We start from the raw sequence: 19,397 nt of genomic DNA, 5'->3' as shown, positions 1-19,397 counted from the left end.
TATAGAATGAGATAGGGTAGAGGTATGAACCGTTTTAAAAAATCAAAATATATCATTGTTCTATTTGTCGTTGTATTAGTGGTTTCAGTTTTTTTAGTGATGACGAAATCAAGTGCGGTTGTAACAAAAGTTGGAGATGGCATTTCTCTGATAGATAGAGTTGTTCAAAAGCCATTCCAATGGTTAGAATCTACAAAGTCTGATTTAGGAAATTTGACGAGAGCTTATAATGAGAATGAAACTCTTAAAAAAGAACTCTATCAAATGGAAAAAGAAACGAATGAAGCAGACAGTCTGAAGGAAGAAAATGAGCAATTACGTAAGTTATTAGATATGAAGTCCAAATTAAATGCGACCAAGTTAATTGCTGCGGATGTCATCATGAGAACTCCATCAACCTGGAAACAAGAATTAACAGTTAACGTTGGTTCTCAACAAGGAGCAACAACAAACATGCTTGTTGTTGCTGGTGGAGGATTGGTTGGAAGTGTTGAAAAAGTAGAAGACAACTCAACTGTGGTCAATTTATTGACAAACGCTGAGAATACAGAGAAGATTTCCGTTAAAATCCAGCACGGTTCTAGTAGCATTTATGGTATTATTATCGGTTATGATAAGGAAAAAGAACTTTTGAAAATCAGCCAGCTCAATAGCAATAGCGACATTAGCCAAGGCGACAAAGTGGTGACTGGAGGTTTGGGAAACTTTAATGCTACAGATATTTCTGTAGGAGAAGTCGTATCAGTGACACATAGTACTGACTATCTAACAAGAGAAGTTATGGTTAAGCTACACGCTGATCCAATGAATCTTAAGGTTGTAGAGTTAGTGGGGAATGCGTCATGAGACTTGTTAAGCAGATAGGAATGTTCTTACTCTTACCCTTGATTGTCTTAATAGATAGCCATTTAGGGCAGCTTGTAAATAGCTTTTTCCCACATTTACAAATTGTTAGCCATTTTATCTTTATCTTCTTATTATTTGAAACAATTGAAGTATCAGAGTATCTGTTTTTAGCTTATTGTTTGGTTCTAGGTCTATTATACGATGTTTACTTCTTCCATCTGATTGGAATTGCAAGTCTTCTTTTTGTGATTATTGGAGCAATTGTCTATAAAAGTAACTCTGTCATTTTGTTAAATAGATGGACCAGATTGCTAGCTGTCTTAATGATGACTTTCATTTTTGAGTTTGGAAGCTTTATGTTGGCAGAGGTGGTCGGGCTAACTGCTGAAAATCTATCCGTTTTTATGGTTTATAGTCTTGTACCTACTATGATATTGAACTGTTTATGGATGTTGGTTTTTCAATATATTTTTGAAAAAATATATCTATAAGAAAGAAACAAAACTGTAATAAAGGCGTAATATTTATTAGGCCTTTTTTTGATATACTAGTATTGTCTTTTTAAAGAAGGAGTATTACACTTATGAAGAAAAAAATTCTAGCATCACTTATGTTAAGTACAGTATTGCTTTCAAATGGAGCTGTACTTTCAAGTGTTAAAGCCAATACAACAGATGAAAAAATTGCTGCTCAAGATAGCAAAATTAGTGAGTTGACAACTCAACAGAAAGAAGCTCAAAAACAAGTAGACGAAATTCAAACTAAAGTTTCAGCTATTCAATCAGAGCAAGAAAAATTACAATCTGAAAACGAAAAACTTCAAGAAGAATCTAAAAAACTTGAAGGTGAAATCGCAGAGCTTTCAAAAAATATCGTAGCACGTAATGAATCGCTTGAAAACCAAGCTCGTAGTGCACAAACAAACGGAACTGCTACAAGTTACATCAATACGATCATTAACTCTGACTCGATCACAGAAGCTATTTCTCGTGTAGCAGCCATGAGTGAAATCGTATCAGCAAACAATAAAATGTTGCAGCAACAAAAAGAAGATAAGAAAGCTATCTCTGAAAAACAAGTTGCAAACAACGAAGCAATCAACACAGTCATTGCGAATCAACAAACGCTTGCTGACGATGCTCAAGCTTTGACAACAAAACAAGCAGAATTGAAAGTAGCTGAGTTGAATCTTGCAGCTGAAAAAGCTACAGCAGAAAACGAAAAAGCTAGCTTGCTTGAGAAAAAAGCAGCAGCAGAGGCAGAAGCTAAAGCAGCAGCAGAGGCAGAAGCAGCTTATAAAGCTAAACAAGCAAGTCAACAACAATCACTCGCAGCTTCAGCCAACACAACTTTTGCTGCACAAGTACAAGCAACTTCAAGTTCTTCATCAGCTTCATCATCAGATGATGATTCAAGCTACACACCTGCAGTAACTACTGTAAGTCAACGACCAACTTATAGTTCAAATGCTTCAAGTTACCCTACAGGTCAATGTACATGGGGTGCTAAGACCTTGGCTCCATGGGCTGGTGATTATTGGGGTAATGGTGGTCAGTGGGCTACTAGTGCAGCAGCAGCAGGTTTCCGTACAGGTTCTACACCACAAGTTGGTGCGATTGCTTGTTGGGATGATGGTGGCTATGGACACGTAGCGGTTGTTACAGCTGTTGAATCAACAACGCGTATTCAAGTTTCAGAATGTAACTATGATGGTAGCGGAACTCAACCAATCGGAAATTATCGTGGATGGTTTAATCCTACAGCATCACGTGGTACAGTAAGATACATTTATCCAAACTAATATACTGATTATTACTAAATTTAGGGTGAGGTTTTATTAATCTCACCCTTTGTATAGTGCTGAAAAATAAATTTCATTATATAATTACTTGAACTTATTTTGTATTCTATTCTATTCTTTATAATTATTTAGTTAAAGTTAGATGAAATTTAGAGATTTAGTACGAGTGTAGCACGTTAATAAAAAGGTTTCTAAAGGGAATTGGTACTGGAATTATGTTTACTTATAAAACGAATGTTGATGTCAAAGAGTGGGATTTGTTTTTACAAAATCATCCTCAAGGAAATTTATTGCAGAGTAGTGATTGGTCCAAGATAAAGGATACTTGGGGGAATGAGAGAGTTGGCTTTTATAAAGAGGATCAACTAGTTGGAGTAGCGAATATCTTAATTCAGCCGCTACCATTAGGACTTTCTATGTTCTATATTCCACGAGGTCCAGTTATTGATTATAAAGATAAAGAACTTCTGAAATTTGTGCTTTTAACATTGAAAAAACTTGCTAAAAAAAGCCATGCAATAATGGTTAAATTTGATCCAAGTTTATTTATCAGTAGAGGCCTTATTGGGCAAGAAACTGTCCAAAATTCCAGGACTTTAGAAATTATTGAAGAACTGAAAAAAAATAAAGTTTATTGGACAGGCTTAACAAAGGATATGGCAGAAAATATACAACCACGTTTTCAAGCTAATATTCATAAAGAGAACTTCTCGTTGGATCAACTATCCAAGTCCACTAGACAGGCAATCCGAACTGCAAGGAATAAAGGATTGGAAGTGAAATTCGGTGGAATTGATTTATTAGATGAATTTTCATTTTTAATGAAGAAAACAGAGTCTCGTAAGAATATCAGTTTACGAGGCAAAGATTATTATCAAAAGTTACTGACTACTTATCCTAATCACTCTTTTATCACACTGAGCTACTTAGATTTACCTAATAGACTGAAAGAAGTTGAGCAGCAACTCGAAAAGAATCTTAAAATAGCGCAGAAATTTACTGATAAAACGAAAGAAGGCAAAATAAAAGAGAATCAGCAAGAGAGAAAACGATTAGAGGAAGAAATTTCTTTTCTTAAGAGCCATATTGATAGAGGGTACAGTGTCGTTCCATTGTCTGGAACTTTAACCATCGAATTTGGGGAAACTTCTGAAAACTTATATGCTGGAATGAATGAGGAATTTAGACATTATCAACCTGCTATTCCTACATGGTTTGAGACAGCTCAACATTCATTTGAACGTGGGGCAGAGACTCATAATATGGGTGGAATTGAAAACAACTTAGAAGGCGGGTTATTTAATTTTAAATCTAAGTTTAATCCCACTATTGAGGAGTTTGCTGGTGAGTTTAACTATCCAACTAGTTCATTATATTTCTTGTTTAATCTAGCTTATAAGATTCGTAAGAAACTTCGAAGTAGATAGCATAAACACCCCTACATTAAATTTTAAAAAATTAGCTATTAGAACATCTCAGCAGTATATGTTGAGATGTTTTAAATTTAGAGCTTTTAAATAGTAATTTAATAAGGAGAAAATAACAAAATTACTTGAAATAAAGCTCCAATTATGATAAAATGAAACTTGTCGTGTGAACGATAATACTCATTCTTGATGAATTGTGAAACTGTTGCCTTTTGGTTGTTTTGCAAGTTGAAATCAAGAAGAGGAAAAAACAAAAAAGGAGAAATACTCATGGCAGTAATTTCAATGAAACAACTTCTTGAGGCTGGTGTACACTTTGGTCACCAAACTCGTCGCTGGAACCCTAAGATGGCTAAGTACATCTTCACTGAGCGTAACGGAATCCACGTTATCGACTTGCAACAAACTGTAAAATACGCTGACCAAGCATACGACTTTATGCGTGATGCTGCAGCTAACGATGCAGTTGTATTGTTCGTTGGTACTAAGAAACAAGCTGCTGACGCTGTTAAAGAAGAAGCAGAACGTTCAGGTCAATACTACATCAACCACCGTTGGTTGGGTGGAACTCTTACTAACTGGGGAACAATCCAAAAACGTATCGCTCGTTTGAAAGAAATCAAACGCATGGAAGAAGAAGGAATCTTTGACGTTCTTCCTAAGAAAGAAGTTGCACTTCTTAACAAACAACGTGCACGTCTTGAAAAATTCTTGGGTGGTATCGAAGACATGCCTCGTATCCCAGACGTAATGTACGTAGTTGATCCACATAAAGAACAAATCGCTGTTAAAGAAGCTAAGAAATTGGGTATCCCAGTTGTAGCGATGGTCGACACAAACACTGACCCAGATGATATCGATGTTATCATCCCAGCGAACGATGACGCTATCCGCGCTGTTAAATTGATCACTGCGAAAATGGCTGACGCTGTTATCGAAGGTCGTCAAGGTGAAGACGCAGCGGCAGTTGAAGCTGAATTTGCAGCTTCAGAAGCTCAAGCAGACTCAATCGAAGAAATCGTTGAAGTTGTAGAAGGCGACAACGCTTAATTCAAATAAGTAATTATTACCTAGGAGGGCGGGGCTTAGCCCAGCTCTCCTATTTTTAAAAAAATATAGGAGAATCAAAATGGCAGAAATTACAGCTAAACTTGTAAAAGAGTTGCGTGAAAAATCTGGTGCTGGTGTTATGGACGCTAAGAAAGCATTGGTTGAAGTTGAAGGTGATATCGAAAAAGCGATCGAATTGCTCCGCGAAAAAGGTATGGCTAAGGCAGCTAAAAAAGCAGACCGTGTTGCTGCAGAAGGTTTGACTGGTGTATTTGTTAACGGTAACGTTGCAGCAGTAGTTGAAGTAAATGCTGAAACTGACTTCGTTGCGAAAAACGCTCAATTCGTTGAGTTGGTAAATGCTACAGCTAAAGTAATCGCTGAAGGTAAACCAGCTAACAACGAAGAAGCACTTGCTTTGACAATGCCTTCAGGAGAAACTCTTGAAGCTGCATATGTATCTGCAACAGCTACAATCGGTGAAAAAATCTCATTCCGTCGTTTTGCTTTGCTTGAAAAAACAGATGCACAACACTTCGGAGCATACCAACACAATGGTGGACGTATCGGTGTTATCTCTGTAATCGAAGGTGGAGACGAAGCGCTTGCTAAACAAATCTCAATGCACATCGCTGCAATGAAACCAACAGTTCTTTCATACAAAGAATTGGATGAGCAATTTGTTAAAGATGAGTTAGCACAATTGAACCACGTTATCGATCAAGATAACGAAAGCCGTGCAATGGTTGGTAAACCAGCTCTTCCACACCTTAAATATGGTTCTAAAGCTCAATTGACTGATGAAGTCATCGCTCAAGCTGAAGAAGATATTAAAGCTGAATTGGCTGCAGAAGGTAAACCAGAAAAAATCTGGGATAAAATCATTCCTGGTAAAATGGATCGTTTCATGCTTGACAACACTAAAGTTGACCAAGCTTACACACTTCTTGCACAAGTTTACATCATGGATGACAGCAAGACAGTTGAAGCATACCTTGAATCAGTTAACGCTACAGTAGTTGAGTTTGCTCGCTTTGAAGTTGGTGAAGGTATCGAAAAAGCTGCAAATGACTTTGAAGCAGAAGTTGCAGCTACAATGGCAGCAGCTTTGAATAACTAAAAATTAAAAACAAAGTAAATGAATTGCACTCTAAGTATTAGATTTTTATATCTAACGTTTAGAGTGCAATTTTTATTTTTTCCTTAATTGATTAAGATAAATTGATTAGTAGTAATTTGTTTCAATTTAGATTTTAATAGTGAGTAATGGTGAGATTGACATACGCTACCGAAAAGAAATTATAAGAATTAAGCAGTGGATTGAAAAATAGGTTAAAATATTTTCTTGATATCCACGTTGTGATTTTGAATACATATTTTGTTTTTTTGAAACAAGAATAAAGTTCTCATTTTAACTCAAATCAATATTAGAAAATCGCAAATGAAAAATCGTTTGCGATTTTTCTGTACTTTTTCAAATATGGTATCAAATATAGTTCGTGAAATATTTGATTTTTAGTATTTGTTATGTTAGAATGATGTAAAGTAATACGAAAGGCGAACAAGAAAATGTCCAGTAAACTTATTTATACGGGAAAAGCTAAAGATATCTATACTACAGAAGACGAAAATGTGATTAAGTCGGTCTACAAGGACCAGGCCACCATGCTGAATGGAGCTCGCAAAGAGACTATTAAAGGTAAAGGTGTGCTGAATAATCAGATTTCGTCTCTTATTTTTGAAAAATTGAATGCTGCTGGTGTAGCTACTCACTTTATCGAACGTATTTCTGACACAGAACAACTCAACAAGAAAGTAAAAATTATTCCTTTGGAGGTGGTTCTTCGTAATGTGACTGCGGGTTCTTTCTCTAAACGTTTTGGCGTTGAAGAAGGTTTGGACTTGAAAATTCCAATCGTTGAATTTTACTACAAGAACGATGATTTGGATGACCCATTTATCAATGATGAGCATGTCAAGTTCTTGGATATTGCCAATGATGAGCAAATTTCCTATATCAAGGAAGAAACACGTCGCATCAATGAATTGTTGAAAGATTGGTTTGCACAAATTGGTCTTCGTTTGATTGACTTCAAATTGGAATTTGGTTTTGATAAGGATGGCAAGATTATCTTGGCAGATGAATTCTCACCAGATAACTGCCGCCTCTGGGATGCTGAAGGGCACCATATGGATAAGGATGTTTTCCGTAGAGATTTGGGCAGTTTAACGGATGTATATCAGGTTGTGTTGGAGAAATTGCAGGGCTTGAAGTAACTTGATTGAAACGGAAAACCTTCGTCTTCGATAACCTATTTGAATAGAAATAAAGGAAATAAAATGGATAAACGTATTTTCGTTGAGAAAAAAGCTGATTTTCGTGTAAAATCTGACTCTTTAGTAAAAGAATTGCAGCATAATCTTCAGTTGAAAACGTTGAAGGATCTTCGTATTGTTCAGGTTTACGATGTTTTTGGTTTGGCAGAGGACTTGTTTGCGCGTGCGGAAAAACATATCTTCTCTGAGCAAGTGACTGATACTGTTTTGGACGAGGCTGCGGTTAAGGCCGATCTTGAGAAGTATGCTTTCTTTGCTATCGAAAGTTTGCCTGGACAATTTGACCAACGTGCAGCATCTTCGCAAGAAGCTTTGCTGTTGCTTGGGAGTTCAAATGATGTAACAGTGAACACAGCACAATTGTACTTGGTTAACAAGGATATTGATGCGAATGAGTTGGCGGCTGTCAAAAACTACCTTTTGAACCCAGTGGATTCTCGTTTCAAAGATATCACTCTTGGTATTGCTAAACAGGATTTCTCTGAGTCTGACAAGACCATTCCAAGCTTGGATTTCTTTGAAACTTATACGGCAGAAGATTTTGCACAGTATAAAGCTGATCAAGGATTGGCAATGGAAGTGGATGACCTTCTCTTCATTCAAGATTACTTCAAATCTATTGGACGTGTGCCAACTGAGACTGAGCTTAAGGTTTTGGATACTTACTGGTCTGACCACTGCCGTCATACTACATTCGAGACTGAGTTGAAAACCATCGATTTCTCAGCTTCTAAATTTGAAAAACAATTGCAAGTGACTTACGACAAGTATATTGCCATGCGTGATGAGTTGGAACGTACAGAAAAACCTCAAACCTTGATGGATATGGCGACTATCTTTGGCCGTTATGAGCGTGCCAATGGTCGTTTGGATGACATGGAAGTGTCTGATGAAATCAATGCTTGCTCAGTTGAAATTGAAGTGGATGTCAATGGTGTGAAAGAACCATGGCTTCTCATGTTCAAGAACGAAACCCACAACCACCCAACTGAAATCGAACCATTTGGTGGAGCGGCTACTTGTATCGGTGGTGCCATTCGTGACCCATTGTCAGGTCGTTCATACGTTTACCAAGCTATGCGTATCTCAGGTGCTGGTGATATTACAACACCAATTGCTGAAACTCGTGCTGGTAAATTGCCACAACAAGTGATTTCTAAAACAGCGGCACACGGTTATTCTTCATACGGTAACCAAATTGGTTTGGCAACAACTTATGTTCGTGAATACTTCCACCCAGGTTTCGTTGCTAAGCGTATGGAGCTAGGTGCAGTTGTCGGTGCGGCTCCTAAAGAAAATGTTGTCCGTGAAAAACCTGAAGCAGGTGATGTGATTATCTTGCTTGGTGGTAAGACTGGACGTGACGGTGTCGGTGGTGCGACAGGTTCTTCTAAAGTTCAAACGGTTGAATCTGTTGAAACAGCTGGTGCTGAAGTTCAAAAAGGGAATGCCATCGAAGAACGTAAGATTCAACGTCTTTTCCGTAATGGGGATGTGACACGTCTTATCAAGAAATCAAATGACTTTGGTGCTGGTGGTGTATGTGTGGCTATTGGTGAATTGGCAGATGGTCTTGAAATTGATCTAGACAAAGTGCCATTGAAATACCAAGGTTTGAACGGTACAGAAATTGCCATCTCTGAATCTCAGGAACGTATGGCTGTAGTGGTTCGTCCAGAAAATGTAGATACCTTCATTGCAGCATGTAATAAAGAAAATATTGATGCTGTTGTCGTTGCGACAGTGACTGAAAAACCAAATCTTGTCATGCACTGGAATGGTGAAACAATCGTTGATTTGGAACGTCGTTTCCTTGATACAAACGGTGTACGTGTGGTTGTAGATGCTAAGGTGGTTGACAAGGATGTCAAGCTTCCAGAAGAACGTCAAACATCTGCTGAAACCCTTGAAGCTGATACTCTTGAAGTCTTGGCTGACCTTAACCATGCCAGTCAAAAAGGTTTACAAACCATCTTTGATAGCTCAGTTGGTCGTTCAACAGTTAATCACCCACTCGGTGGTCGCTACCAAATCACACCAACGGAAGCTTCTGTACAGAAATTGCCAGTCCAACATGGCGTGACAACAACTGCTTCTGTCATGGCGCAAGGATTCAACCCTTATGTGGCAGAATGGTCTCCATATCATGGTGCTGCCTATGCGGTGATTGAAGCAACAGCCCGTTTGGTTGCTGCTGGTGCAAACTGGTCTAAGGCTCGTTTCTCTTATCAAGAATACTTCGAGCGTATGGATAAACAAGCAGAGCGTTTTGGTCAACCAGTAGCAGCTCTCCTTGGATCAATCGAAGCTCAGATTCAACTTGGTTTGCCATCTATCGGTGGGAAAGACTCTATGTCTGGTACCTTTGAAGAATTGACAGTACCACCAACCTTGGTTGCTTTTGGTGTCACAACTGCAGATAGCCGTAAGGTTCTTTCTCCAGAATTCAAAGCTACGGGTGAAAATATTTATTACATTCCTGGTCAAGCTTTGGCACAAGAAATTGACTTCGATCTTATCAAGTCTAACTTTGCTAAGTTTGAAGCTATCCAAGCAACCCACAAAGTGACAGCGACATCGGCTGTCAAATATGGTGGTGTGGTTGAAGCTCTTGCCCTTGCAACATTTGGTAACCATATTGGTGCCACTGTAACCCTTGAAAATCTTGAGACTGCCTTGACAGCTCAATTGGGTGGATTCGTCTTTACATCGCCTGAAGAAATTGCAGGTATTGCCAAGATTGGACAAACAGCAGCTGACTTTACACTTACTGTCAATGGTGTAACGCTTGATGGACACAAACTTGACAGTGCCTTCCAAGGTAAATTGGAAGAGGTTTACCCAACGGAATTTGCACAAGCAACTGAGTTGGAAGAAGTACCTGCTGTGGCATCAGATGCTGTGATCAAAGCTAAAGAAACAGTTGAGAAACCTGTGGTTTACATCCCAGTATTCCCAGGTACTAACTCTGAGTACGATTCAGCTAAGGCCTTTGAAAAAGAAGGTGCCAAAGTCAACTTGGTACCATTTGTAACACTTAATGAAGAAGCTATTGTCAAGTCTGTTGACACTATGGTTGACAATATCGAAAAAGCTAACATTATCTTCTTTGCAGGTGGTTTCTCAGCAGCGGATGAACCAGATGGATCAGCTAAATTTATCGTTAACATCTTGCTCAATGAAAAAGTACGTGCAGCTATCGATAGCTTCATCGAAGGTGGTGGTTTGATTATCGGTATCTGTAACGGATTCCAAGCCCTTGTTAAATCTGGTCTTCTTCCATATGGTAACTTTGAAGATGCAAGTAGCACGAGTCCAACCCTCTTTTACAATGATGCTAACCAACACGTGGCTAAGATGGTGGAAACACGTATTGCCAACACGAACTCACCATGGCTTGCGGGAGTAGAAGTTGGTGACATCCATGCTATCCCAGTATCACACGGTGAAGGTAAATTTGTCGTGACAGCTGAGGAATTTGCAGAGCTTCGTGACAATGGTCAAATCTTTACCCAATACGTTGACTTTGATGGTAAACCAAGCATGGATTCTAAATACAATCCAAATGGTTCTGTTAATGCGATCGAAGGTATCACAAGTAAGAACGGTCAAATTATTGGTAAGATGGGTCACTCAGAACGTTTCGAAGACGGTCTCTTCCAAAATATTCCAGGAAATAAAGACCAGCATCTCTTTGCATCAGCTGTGAAATACTTTACTGGAAAATAAAAGGTATAAAAAATGACATACGAAGTAAAATCTCTTAATGAAGAATGTGGTGTTTTTGGTATCTGGGGCCACCCAGACGCTGCCAAATTGACCTACTTTGGACTCCATAGTCTTCAGCACCGTGGCCAGGAGGGGGCAGGGATCCTCTCCAATGACCATGGACAATTGAAGCGTCATCGTGATATGGGGCTTTTATCAGAAGTCTTCAAAAATCCTGCTAATTTGGATAAATTGACAGGAACTGGAGCGATTGGACACGTGCGTTATGCGACTGCGGGAGAAGCTTCTGTAGACAATATCCAACCTTTCCTCTTTCGCTTTCACGATATGCAGTTTGGTTTGGCTCATAACGGGAATCTGACCAATGCAGAATCGCTCAAGCAAGAATTGGAACAAAGAGGGGCAATCTTTAGCTCGACTTCTGATTCAGAAATCTTGGCTCACTTGATTCGCCGTAGCCACAATCCAAACTTGATGGGTAAAATCAAGGAAGCGCTCAGTCAAGTCAAAGGTGGTTTCGCTTATCTCTTGATGTTTGAAGATAAGTTAATTGCAGCGCTTGATCCAAATGGTTTTCGTCCTCTGTCAATCGGGAAAATGGCGAATGGAGCAGTTGTCGTTTCTTCTGAAACTTGTGCCTTTGAAGTAATCGGTGCTGAGTGGATTCGCGACGTGAAACCAGGCGAGATTGTTATTATTGATGATAATGGCATCCAGTATGACAGCTATACAAACGATACTCAGTTGGCGATCTGTTCCATGGAGTATATCTACTTTGCCCGTCCTGACTCCAACATCCATGGTGTTAATGTCCATACGGCTCGTAAGAGAATGGGAGCTCAATTGGCACGTGAGTTTAAGCATGAAGCCGATATCGTAGTTGGGGTACCAAATTCCTCACTCAGCGCAGCGATGGGATTTGCGGAAGAATCAGGTTTGCCAAATGAAATGGGTCTCATCAAGAACCAATATACGCAACGGACCTTCATCCAACCAACTCAAGAATTGCGGGAACAAGGAGTGCGAATGAAACTCTCTGCCGTTTCTGGTGTCGTTAAAGGCAAACGTGTGGTCATGATTGATGACTCAATTGTACGTGGAACAACATCTCGTCGCATTGTCCAGCTTTTGAAAGAAGCGGGAGCATCAGAAGTGCACGTTGCCATTGGTAGTCCTGCTCTTGCCTATCCATGTTTCTACGGGATTGATATCCAGACACGTCAGGAGTTGATTGCAGCCAATCATACCGTTGAGGAAACTTGCCAAATCATTGGTGCGGATAGTCTGACTTATCTTTCGATTGATGGCTTGATTGACTCTATTGGGATTGAAACAGATGCACCAAATGGCGGCCTCTGTGTGGCTTACTTTGATGGGAAATATCCAACTCCTCTCTATGACTATGAAGAAGAATATCGTAGAAGTTTGGAAGAAAAAACGAGTTTTTACAAATAAAATTCCCCATTGAAGGAAAGGAAAAGGAATAAACAAATGACAAATAAAAATGCTTATGCGCAGTCTGGTGTGGATGTTGAAGCGGGTTATGAAGTTGTTGAACGGATCAAAAAACACGTGGCACGTACGGAGCGTGCAGGTGTTATGGGAGCTCTTGGTGGCTTCGGTGGTATGTTCGACCTTTCAAAAACAGGTGTCAAAGAGCCTGTTTTGATTTCAGGTACAGATGGTGTCGGTACTAAACTCATGCTTGCTATTAAGTACGACAAACACGATACGATCGGTCAAGACTGTGTGGCCATGTGTGTTAACGATATCATCGCTGCAGGTGCGGAGCCCCTTTACTTCCTTGACTATATCGCAACTGGTAAAAATGAACCAGCTAAATTAGAGCAAGTCGTTGCTGGTGTTGCAGAAGGTTGTGTGCAGGCTGGTGCAGCCCTTATCGGTGGCGAAACAGCTGAAATGCCTGGTATGTATGGTGAAGATGACTATGATTTGGCTGGGTTTGCTGTCGGTGTTGCAGAAAAATCTCAAATCATTGACGGTTCAAAAGTAGCTGAAGGGGATGTGATTCTTGGACTTGCTTCAAGCGGTATCCACTCAAATGGTTACTCACTTGTTCGCCGTGTATTTGCAGATTACACAGGTGAGGAAGTTCTCCCAGAATTGCAAGGGAAGAAACTTAAAGACGTTCTTTTGGAACCAACTCGTATCTACGTCAAAGCAGCTTTGCCACTCATCAAAGAAGAATTGGTCAACGGAATTGCCCACATCACAGGTGGTGGTTTCATCGAAAATGTACCACGTATGTTCTCAGATGACTTGGCTGCTGAAATTGACGAAAGCAAGGTTCCAGTTCTTCCAATTTTCAAAGCCCTTGAAAAATATGGCCAAATCAAACATGAAGAAATGTTTGAAATCTTCAACATGGGAATTGGTCTCATGCTTGCAGTGAAGCCAGAAAATGTCGAACGTGTCAAAGAACTTCTTGACGAACCAGTTTATGAAATCGGTCGTATTGTGAAGAAGACAGATGCAAGTGTGGTGATTAAATAATGACTAAAAGGCTTGCTGTTTTTGCCTCTGGTAACGGCTCAAACTTTCAGGTGATTGCAGAACAATTTCCAGTAGAATTTGTCTTTTCAGATCATCGGGATGCCTATGTACTTGAGCGTGCAGAGAATCTTGGGGTATTATCCTACGCTTTTGAACTCAAGGAGTTTGAAAACAAGGAAGACTATGAAGGAGCCATCGTCGAACTCTTGGATGAACACCAGATTGACCTCGTTTGTCTCGCAGGCTACATGAAAATCGTCGGGCCAGCCTTGTTAGCAGCTTATGAAGGTCGTATCATCAATATTCACCCGGCTTATCTCCCTGAATTTCCAGGTGCTCATGGCATTGAGGATGCTTGGAATGCAGGCGTTGCTGAGAGCGGTGTGACCATTCATTGGGTGGACTCTGGTGTGGATACAGGTAAGGTCATCAAACAAGTCCGTGTGCCACGTCTAGAGAATGATACCCTTGATACTTTCGAGACTCGCATCCACGAAACAGAGTACAAGCTCTATCCAGAAGTCTTGGATAGTTTGGGAGTTGCACGCAAATAAGGAAGTGCTAGAGCTGAAAGAAAATTTTCGACTGTAGCAGAGAAAGAACTTTTTTAAAAAAGGAAAAGAAAGAAAATGACTAAACGAGCACTTATTTCAGTCTCAGACAAAGCGGGCATTGTTGAATTTGCCCAAGAACTCAAAAAACTTGGTTGGGATATCATCTCAACTGGTGGTACTAAAGTTGCCCTTGACAATGCTGGGGTGGATACTATCGCCATCGATGATGTGACTGGTTTCCCAGAGATGATGGATGGTCGTGTCAAGACCCTCCACCCAAATATCCATGGTGGTCTTCTCGCTCGTCGTGATCTCGATAGCCACCTAGAGGCTGCTAAGGACAATAATATCGAGTTGATCGACCTTGTTGTGGTCAACCTTTACCCATTTAAAGAAACCATCCTTAAACCAGATGTGACTTACGCGGATGCGGTTGAAAATATCGATATTGGTGGGCCATCTATGCTTCGTTCAGCAGCGAAAAACCACGCTAGCGTCACAGTTGTTGTAGATCCTGCTGACTATGCTGTGGTTTTGGACGAATTGGCAGCCAACGGTGAAACAAGCTACGAAACTCGCCAACGGTTGGCAGCGAAAGTATTCCGCCACACAGCAGCCTATGATGCGTTGATCGCAGAATACTTCACAGCTCAAGTGGGTGAAACAAAACCTGAAAAACTTACTTTGACTTACGACCTTAAGCAACCAATGCGTTACGGTGAAAATCCTCAACAAGATGCAGACTTCTACCAAAAGGGTTTGCCAACTGCTTACTCAATTGCTTCAGCTAAACAACTCAACGGTAAAGAATTGTCCTTCAACAATATTCGTGACGCTGATGCCGCTATCCGTATCATCCGTGACTTCAAAGATCGTCCAACAGTTGTGGCGTTGAAACACATGAACCCATGTGGGATTGGTCAAGCTGACGATATCGAAACTGCTTGGGACTACGCTTATGAGTCTGATCCAGTGTCTATCTTTGGTGGTATTGTCGTTCTCAACCGTGAAGTAGATGCTGCGACAGCTAAGAAAATGCACGGTGTATTCCTTGAAATCATCATTGCGCCAAGCTATTCTGACGAAGCGCTTGAAATCTTGACAACTAAGAAGAAAAACTTGCGCATCCTAGCTTTGCCATTTGATGCTCAAGATGCTAGTGAAGTGGAAGCAGAATACACTGGTGTTGTTGGTGGTCTCCTCGTTCAAAACCAAGACGTTGTCAAAGAAAACCCAGCTGACTGGCAAGTGGTGACTAAACGCCAACCAACTGAGACAGAAGCGACTGCTCTTGAGTTTGCTTGGAAAGCCATCAAGTACGTCAAATCAAATGGTATCATCGTGACTAATGACCACATGACACTTGGCGTTGGCCCTGGTCAAACTAACCGTGTGGCTTCAGTCCGCATCGCTATTGACCAAGCTAAAGACCGCCTTGATGGTGCTGTCCTTGCTTCAGATGCCTTCTTCCCATTTGCAGATAACGTGGAAGAAATCGCCAAAGCAGGTATCAAAGCGATCATCCAACCAGGTGGTTCCGTCCGTGACCAAGAATCGATCGAAGCGGCTGATAAATATGGCTTGACCATGGTCTTCACAGGCGTAAGACATTTTAGACATTAAGAAAATAGAAGGGAAGAAAACAGTTTCTTTCCTTTTTTGGTTTAAAATGCTAAGTGAAACAAGATTAAAACGAACGTTTATGATATAATGTTAGTAAATAATTCGCAAAAGAGGTTGAGAGATGAAGCTGTTAGTTGTCGGTTCGGGTGGTCGTGAACATGCGATTGCTAAGAAGTTGCTTGAATCAAAAGATGTTAAAAATGTCTTTGTAGCTCCTGGAAATGACGGGATGACTCTGGATGGTTTGGAATTGGTAAATATCTCTATTTCCGAACATTCTAAATTGATTGACTTCGCAAAAGTCAACGATATTGCTTGGACCTTTATCGGTCCAGATGATGCCCTTGCAGCTGGTATCGTGGATGATTTCAATGCGGCTGGACTCAAAGCCTTTGGTCCGACCAAGGCTGCGGCTGAGCTGGAGTGGTCTAAGGATTTTGCTAAGGAAATCATGGTCAAATACGATGTTCCGACAGCAGCCTATGGCACATTTTCAAATTTTGAGGAAGCCAAGGCCTACATCGAGGAGAAAGGCGCTCCAATCGTCGTCAAGGCAGACGGTTTGGCCCTTGGGAAAGGGGTCGTCGTTGCGGAGACAGTTGAGCAAGCCGTCGAAGCTGCTCACGAGATGCTTTTGGACAATAAATTCGGTGATTCAGGTGCGCGTGTGGTCATCGAGGAATTCCTTGAAGGGGAAGAGTTCTCTCTCTTTGCCTTTGTCAATGGAGACAAGTTCTATATCATGCCAACGGCTCAGGACCACAAACGTGCTTATGATGGCGACAAGGGTCCTAACACTGGTGGAATGGGTGCCTATGCACCAGTTCCTCACTTACCACAGAGCGTGGTTGACACAGCGGTTGACACGATTGTCAAGCCCGTTCTTGAAGGTATGATCAAAGAAGGTCGTCCGTACCTTGGTGTCCTTTATGCGGGGCTAATCTTGGCAGCTGATGGACCGAAAGTCATCGAGTTCAACTCACGTTTTGGTGATCCTGAAACACAAATCATCTTGCCTCGTTTGACATCTGACTTTGCGCAAAATATCACTGACATTTTGAATGGCAAAGAGCCAGCCATCACTTGGACGGACAAGGGTGTGACATTGGGCGTAGTTGTAGCCTCAAACGGCTATCCACTCGCTTATGAGAAGGGTGTCAAGCTTCCAGCCAAGACAGATAGCGACATCATCACCTACTATGCTGGAGCCAAATTCGCTGAAAATGGCCAAGACCTCCTCTCAAATGGCGGACGTGTCTATATGCTCGTCACCACAGCAGATACCGTCAAAGAAGCCCAAAATACCATCTACAGCGAACTTAACAAACAAAACACAGAAGGCCTCTTCTACCGTAAAGATATCGGTAGCAAGGCAATAAATAAAACTCTTTAAAAATCTTCGATTGACTGTGTTAAAGCTCCGTGATGAACTTTAGTTCTATCTTCGTCGCTTTGCCTTGTCGCTCTGTGATTTTATTCGAGTTTTCGAATATCAGTGCTATATTAGGCGACGAAGTCGCCAAACCCAATAATGGTCGCCGTGGTGAAAGGACCAGAGCAGGATCTGTTCTGGTCGGGGGAAACTTTGAGACCTTAGGCTCAAAGTTTAGGAATGAAACCGAAGGTTTGCTTCCGTCCCCACCACCTAAGACCATTATCAAAAAGAAGAAAAAGGAAAAATTATGACTAAACCAGTAATTTCCATTATTATGGGCTCAAAATCCGACTGGGCAACCATGCAAAAAACAGCAGAAGTCTTAGACCGCTTCGGTGTAGCCTACGAAAAGAAAGTTGTTTCCGCTCACCGTACACCAGATCTCATGTTCAAACATGCCGAAGAAGCACGTAGCCGTGGCATCAAGGTTATCATCGCCGGTGCGGGTGGCGCAGCCCATTTGCCAGGGATGGTCGCAGCGAAAACAACCCTTCCTGTTATCGGGGTACCCGTCAAATCACGTGCTCTTAGCGGTGTGGACTCGCTCTATTCCATCGTTCAGATGCCAGGTGGAGTGCCTGTCGCAACAATGGCCATTGGTGAAGCAGGAGCGACAAACGCTGCCCTCTTTGCCCTCCGTCTCCTCTCAGTAGAAGACGAAACCATCGCGACTGCACTTGCTAATTTTGCTGAAGAACAAGGAAAAATCGCAGAGGAGTCTAGCAATGAGCTCATCTAAAACAATCGGAATTATCGGTGGTGGCCAGCTTGGTCAGATGATGGCCATTTCTGCTATCTACATGGGTCACAAGGTTATCACGCTGGATCCTGCAGCGGATTGCCCGGCCTCTCGTGTGGCGGAAATCATTGTGGCCCCTTACGACGACGTAGATGCCCTTCGTCAGTTGGCTGATCGCTGTGATGTTCTCACTTATGAATTTGAAAATGTCGATGCTGATGGTTTGGATGCCGTTATCAAAGAAGGACAGCTCCCACAAGGGACCGACCTACTTCGTATCTCCCAAAACCGGATCTTTGAGAAGGACTTTCTTTCTAACAAGGCCCAAGTCACTGTGGCACCTTACAAGGTTGTGACATCAAGCCAAGACTTGACAGATATCGAATTGTCGAAAAACTATGTCCTCAAGACTGCGACAGGTGGCTATGATGGACACGGACAAAAAGTCATTCGCTCAGAAGCAGATTTGGCAGAAGCCTATGCGCTAGCTGACTCAGCAGACTGTGTCTTGGAAGAATTTGTCAACTTCGACCTTGAAATTTCTGTCATCGTGTCAGGTAATGGCAAGGACGTGACAGTCTTCCCTGTTCAGGAAAATATCCACCGCAACAACATTCTTTCAAAAACAATTGTGCCTGCTCGCATTTCAGAAAGTCTAGCTGAAAAAGCCAAAGCTATGGCTGTGCGAATTGCTGAACAACTAAACCTTTCTGGAACCCTTTGCGTGGAAATGTTTGCGACAGCTGATGACATCATTGTCAACGAAATCGCGCCACGTCCACACAATTCAGGCCATTACTCGATTGAAGCTTGTGACTTCTCCCAGTTTGATACTCATATCTTGGGCGTTCTCGGAGCACCACTCCCAGCAATTCACCTTCATGCTCCTGCTGTTATGCTCAATGTTCTCGGCCAACACGTCGAGGCTGCTGAAAAATATGTCACAGAAAATCCAAGCGCCCACCTCCACATGTATGGTAAAATAGAAGCGAAGCACAACCGCAAGATGGGACATGTGACTTTGTTTAGTAGTGTGCCGGATAAGGTTGAGGAGTTTGGGAAAGGGATTGATTTTTAGGACGTGCCTATGATACAACTCATCGTCAACGCATTCGTCGAAAAAGAGAAGACTGGAGCAGTCGTCGAAGTCTTGTATGCTAGTAGCGATCACGAAAAAGTGAAAGCTAAGTATGAAGAGCTAACGGCTCAATATCCTGAAAACTATTTAGCTATCTATGATGTCCCGCTGGATACGGATTTGAATACACTAGATCACTACCCATCTGTGTGGATTGGGAAAGAAGAATTTGAATAAAACGACTTTTGTTCGTTAAACGGATGT

16 protein-coding genes are annotated in these 19,397 nt (G+C 41.3%); all 16 read left to right on the top strand.

The genetic code is table 11. The features are described from left to right. The first annotated feature begins 24 nt into the window (after positions 1-24). The 16 genes from mreC (at position 25) to GOM46_RS08130 (ending at position 19,370) form a co-directional block, all read left to right on the top strand. Positions 25-846, top strand: a complete 822-nt coding sequence (gene mreC, locus GOM46_RS08205) for a rod shape-determining protein MreC (RefSeq protein ID WP_235083574.1) — start codon at positions 25-27, stop codon at positions 844-846. Continuing rightward, positions 843-1,337, top strand: coding sequence for a rod shape-determining protein MreD (mreD, locus tag GOM46_RS08200; protein ID WP_025170039.1), 495 nt, complete (start codon positions 843-845; stop codon positions 1,335-1,337). Before mreC ends, mreD begins: the two co-directional genes overlap by 4 nt. A gap of 92 nt (positions 1,338-1,429) precedes the next feature. Further along, positions 1,430-2,647 carry a peptidoglycan hydrolase PcsB gene (gene pcsB / locus GOM46_RS08195; RefSeq protein WP_235083573.1) on the top strand — a complete coding sequence of 406 codons (1,218 nt, stop codon included), beginning with the start codon at positions 1,430-1,432 and terminating at the stop codon, positions 2,645-2,647. A 215-nt stretch (positions 2,648-2,862) separates the two neighbouring features. After that, positions 2,863-4,074, top strand: coding sequence for an aminoacyltransferase (locus GOM46_RS08190; protein ID WP_235083572.1), 1,212 nt, complete (start codon positions 2,863-2,865; stop codon positions 4,072-4,074). 270 nt (positions 4,075-4,344) lie between these two features. Next, a complete protein-coding gene (rpsB, locus tag GOM46_RS08185) occupies positions 4,345-5,124 on the top strand; it encodes a 30S ribosomal protein S2 (protein ID WP_006150920.1) in 780 nt (259 codons plus the stop codon). Between the two features lie 79 nt (positions 5,125-5,203). Continuing rightward, positions 5,204-6,244 carry a translation elongation factor Ts gene (gene tsf / locus GOM46_RS08180; RefSeq protein ID WP_006150917.1) on the top strand — a complete coding sequence of 347 codons (1,041 nt, stop codon included), beginning with the start codon at positions 5,204-5,206 and terminating at the stop codon, positions 6,242-6,244. 449 nt (positions 6,245-6,693) lie between these two features. After that, positions 6,694-7,401, top strand: coding sequence for a phosphoribosylaminoimidazolesuccinocarboxamide synthase (purC, locus tag GOM46_RS08175; protein ID WP_235083571.1), 708 nt, complete (start codon positions 6,694-6,696; stop codon positions 7,399-7,401). Positions 7,402-7,464: 63 nt separating this feature from the next. Continuing rightward, positions 7,465-11,190 carry a phosphoribosylformylglycinamidine synthase gene (locus GOM46_RS08170; RefSeq protein ID WP_235083570.1) on the top strand — a complete coding sequence of 1,242 codons (3,726 nt, stop codon included), beginning with the start codon at positions 7,465-7,467 and terminating at the stop codon, positions 11,188-11,190. Between the two features lie 12 nt (positions 11,191-11,202). Further along, positions 11,203-12,645 (top strand): amidophosphoribosyltransferase, encoded by a 1,443-nt coding sequence (purF, locus tag GOM46_RS08165; RefSeq protein WP_235083569.1) that lies wholly within the window; start codon positions 11,203-11,205, stop codon positions 12,643-12,645. 36 nt (positions 12,646-12,681) lie between these two features. Beyond that, positions 12,682-13,704, top strand: a complete 1,023-nt coding sequence (gene purM, locus GOM46_RS08160) for a phosphoribosylformylglycinamidine cyclo-ligase (protein ID WP_235083568.1) — start codon at positions 12,682-12,684, stop codon at positions 13,702-13,704. Further along, positions 13,704-14,258, top strand: coding sequence for a phosphoribosylglycinamide formyltransferase (gene purN / locus GOM46_RS08155; RefSeq protein WP_235083567.1), 555 nt, complete (start codon positions 13,704-13,706; stop codon positions 14,256-14,258). Before purM ends, purN begins: the two co-directional genes overlap by 1 nt. A 75-nt stretch (positions 14,259-14,333) precedes the next feature. Further along, positions 14,334-15,881 (top strand): bifunctional phosphoribosylaminoimidazolecarboxamide formyltransferase/IMP cyclohydrolase, encoded by a 1,548-nt coding sequence (gene purH / locus GOM46_RS08150; RefSeq protein WP_235083566.1) that lies wholly within the window; start codon positions 14,334-14,336, stop codon positions 15,879-15,881. Positions 15,882-16,002: 121 nt separating this feature from the next. Then, positions 16,003-17,274 (top strand): phosphoribosylamine--glycine ligase, encoded by a 1,272-nt coding sequence (gene purD, locus GOM46_RS08145; RefSeq protein WP_235083565.1) that lies wholly within the window; start codon positions 16,003-16,005, stop codon positions 17,272-17,274. 289 nt (positions 17,275-17,563) lie between these two features. Then, on the top strand, positions 17,564-18,055 hold the full coding sequence (gene purE, locus GOM46_RS08140; RefSeq protein ID WP_235083564.1) for a 5-(carboxyamino)imidazole ribonucleotide mutase: 492 nt from the start codon (positions 17,564-17,566) through the stop codon (positions 18,053-18,055). After that, positions 18,042-19,133, top strand: a complete 1,092-nt coding sequence (purK, locus tag GOM46_RS08135) for a 5-(carboxyamino)imidazole ribonucleotide synthase (protein WP_235083563.1) — start codon at positions 18,042-18,044, stop codon at positions 19,131-19,133. The genes purE and purK overlap by 14 nt, the downstream gene beginning before the upstream one ends. A 9-nt stretch (positions 19,134-19,142) precedes the next feature. Next, entirely contained in the window at positions 19,143-19,370 is a 228-nt protein-coding gene (locus GOM46_RS08130; protein ID WP_045760093.1) for a hypothetical protein, read from the top strand. Positions 19,371-19,397 lie beyond the last annotated feature (27 nt).

This window comes from Streptococcus infantis (assembly GCF_021497965.1).
GTDB lineage: Bacteria > Bacillota > Bacilli > Lactobacillales > Streptococcaceae > Streptococcus > Streptococcus infantis_B.
Note: the sequence above shows the minus strand (reverse complement) of the source record. Positions and strands in the feature narration are given on the sequence as shown.

What these genes read in the sequence shown, in the direction of transcription:
- mreC (WP_235083574.1), top strand. Translation starts at nt 25, where the DNA reads ATGAACCGTTTTAAAAAATCAAAATATATCATTGTTCTATTTGTCGTT.
- mreD (WP_025170039.1), top strand. Translation starts at nt 843, where the DNA reads ATGAGACTTGTTAAGCAGATAGGAATGTTCTTACTCTTACCCTTGATT.
- pcsB (WP_235083573.1), top strand. Translation starts at nt 1,430, where the DNA reads ATGAAGAAAAAAATTCTAGCATCACTTATGTTAAGTACAGTATTGCTT.
- GOM46_RS08190 (WP_235083572.1), top strand. Translation starts at nt 2,863, where the DNA reads ATGTTTACTTATAAAACGAATGTTGATGTCAAAGAGTGGGATTTGTTT.
- rpsB (WP_006150920.1), top strand. Translation starts at nt 4,345, where the DNA reads ATGGCAGTAATTTCAATGAAACAACTTCTTGAGGCTGGTGTACACTTT.
- tsf (WP_006150917.1), top strand. Translation starts at nt 5,204, where the DNA reads ATGGCAGAAATTACAGCTAAACTTGTAAAAGAGTTGCGTGAAAAATCT.
- purC (WP_235083571.1), top strand. Translation starts at nt 6,694, where the DNA reads ATGTCCAGTAAACTTATTTATACGGGAAAAGCTAAAGATATCTATACT.
- GOM46_RS08170 (WP_235083570.1), top strand. Translation starts at nt 7,465, where the DNA reads ATGGATAAACGTATTTTCGTTGAGAAAAAAGCTGATTTTCGTGTAAAA.
- purF (WP_235083569.1), top strand. Translation starts at nt 11,203, where the DNA reads ATGACATACGAAGTAAAATCTCTTAATGAAGAATGTGGTGTTTTTGGT.
- purM (WP_235083568.1), top strand. Translation starts at nt 12,682, where the DNA reads ATGACAAATAAAAATGCTTATGCGCAGTCTGGTGTGGATGTTGAAGCG.
- purN (WP_235083567.1), top strand. Translation starts at nt 13,704, where the DNA reads ATGACTAAAAGGCTTGCTGTTTTTGCCTCTGGTAACGGCTCAAACTTT.
- purH (WP_235083566.1), top strand. Translation starts at nt 14,334, where the DNA reads ATGACTAAACGAGCACTTATTTCAGTCTCAGACAAAGCGGGCATTGTT.
- purD (WP_235083565.1), top strand. Translation starts at nt 16,003, where the DNA reads ATGAAGCTGTTAGTTGTCGGTTCGGGTGGTCGTGAACATGCGATTGCT.
- purE (WP_235083564.1), top strand. Translation starts at nt 17,564, where the DNA reads ATGACTAAACCAGTAATTTCCATTATTATGGGCTCAAAATCCGACTGG.
- purK (WP_235083563.1), top strand. Translation starts at nt 18,042, where the DNA reads ATGAGCTCATCTAAAACAATCGGAATTATCGGTGGTGGCCAGCTTGGT.
- GOM46_RS08130 (WP_045760093.1), top strand. Translation starts at nt 19,143, where the DNA reads ATGATACAACTCATCGTCAACGCATTCGTCGAAAAAGAGAAGACTGGA.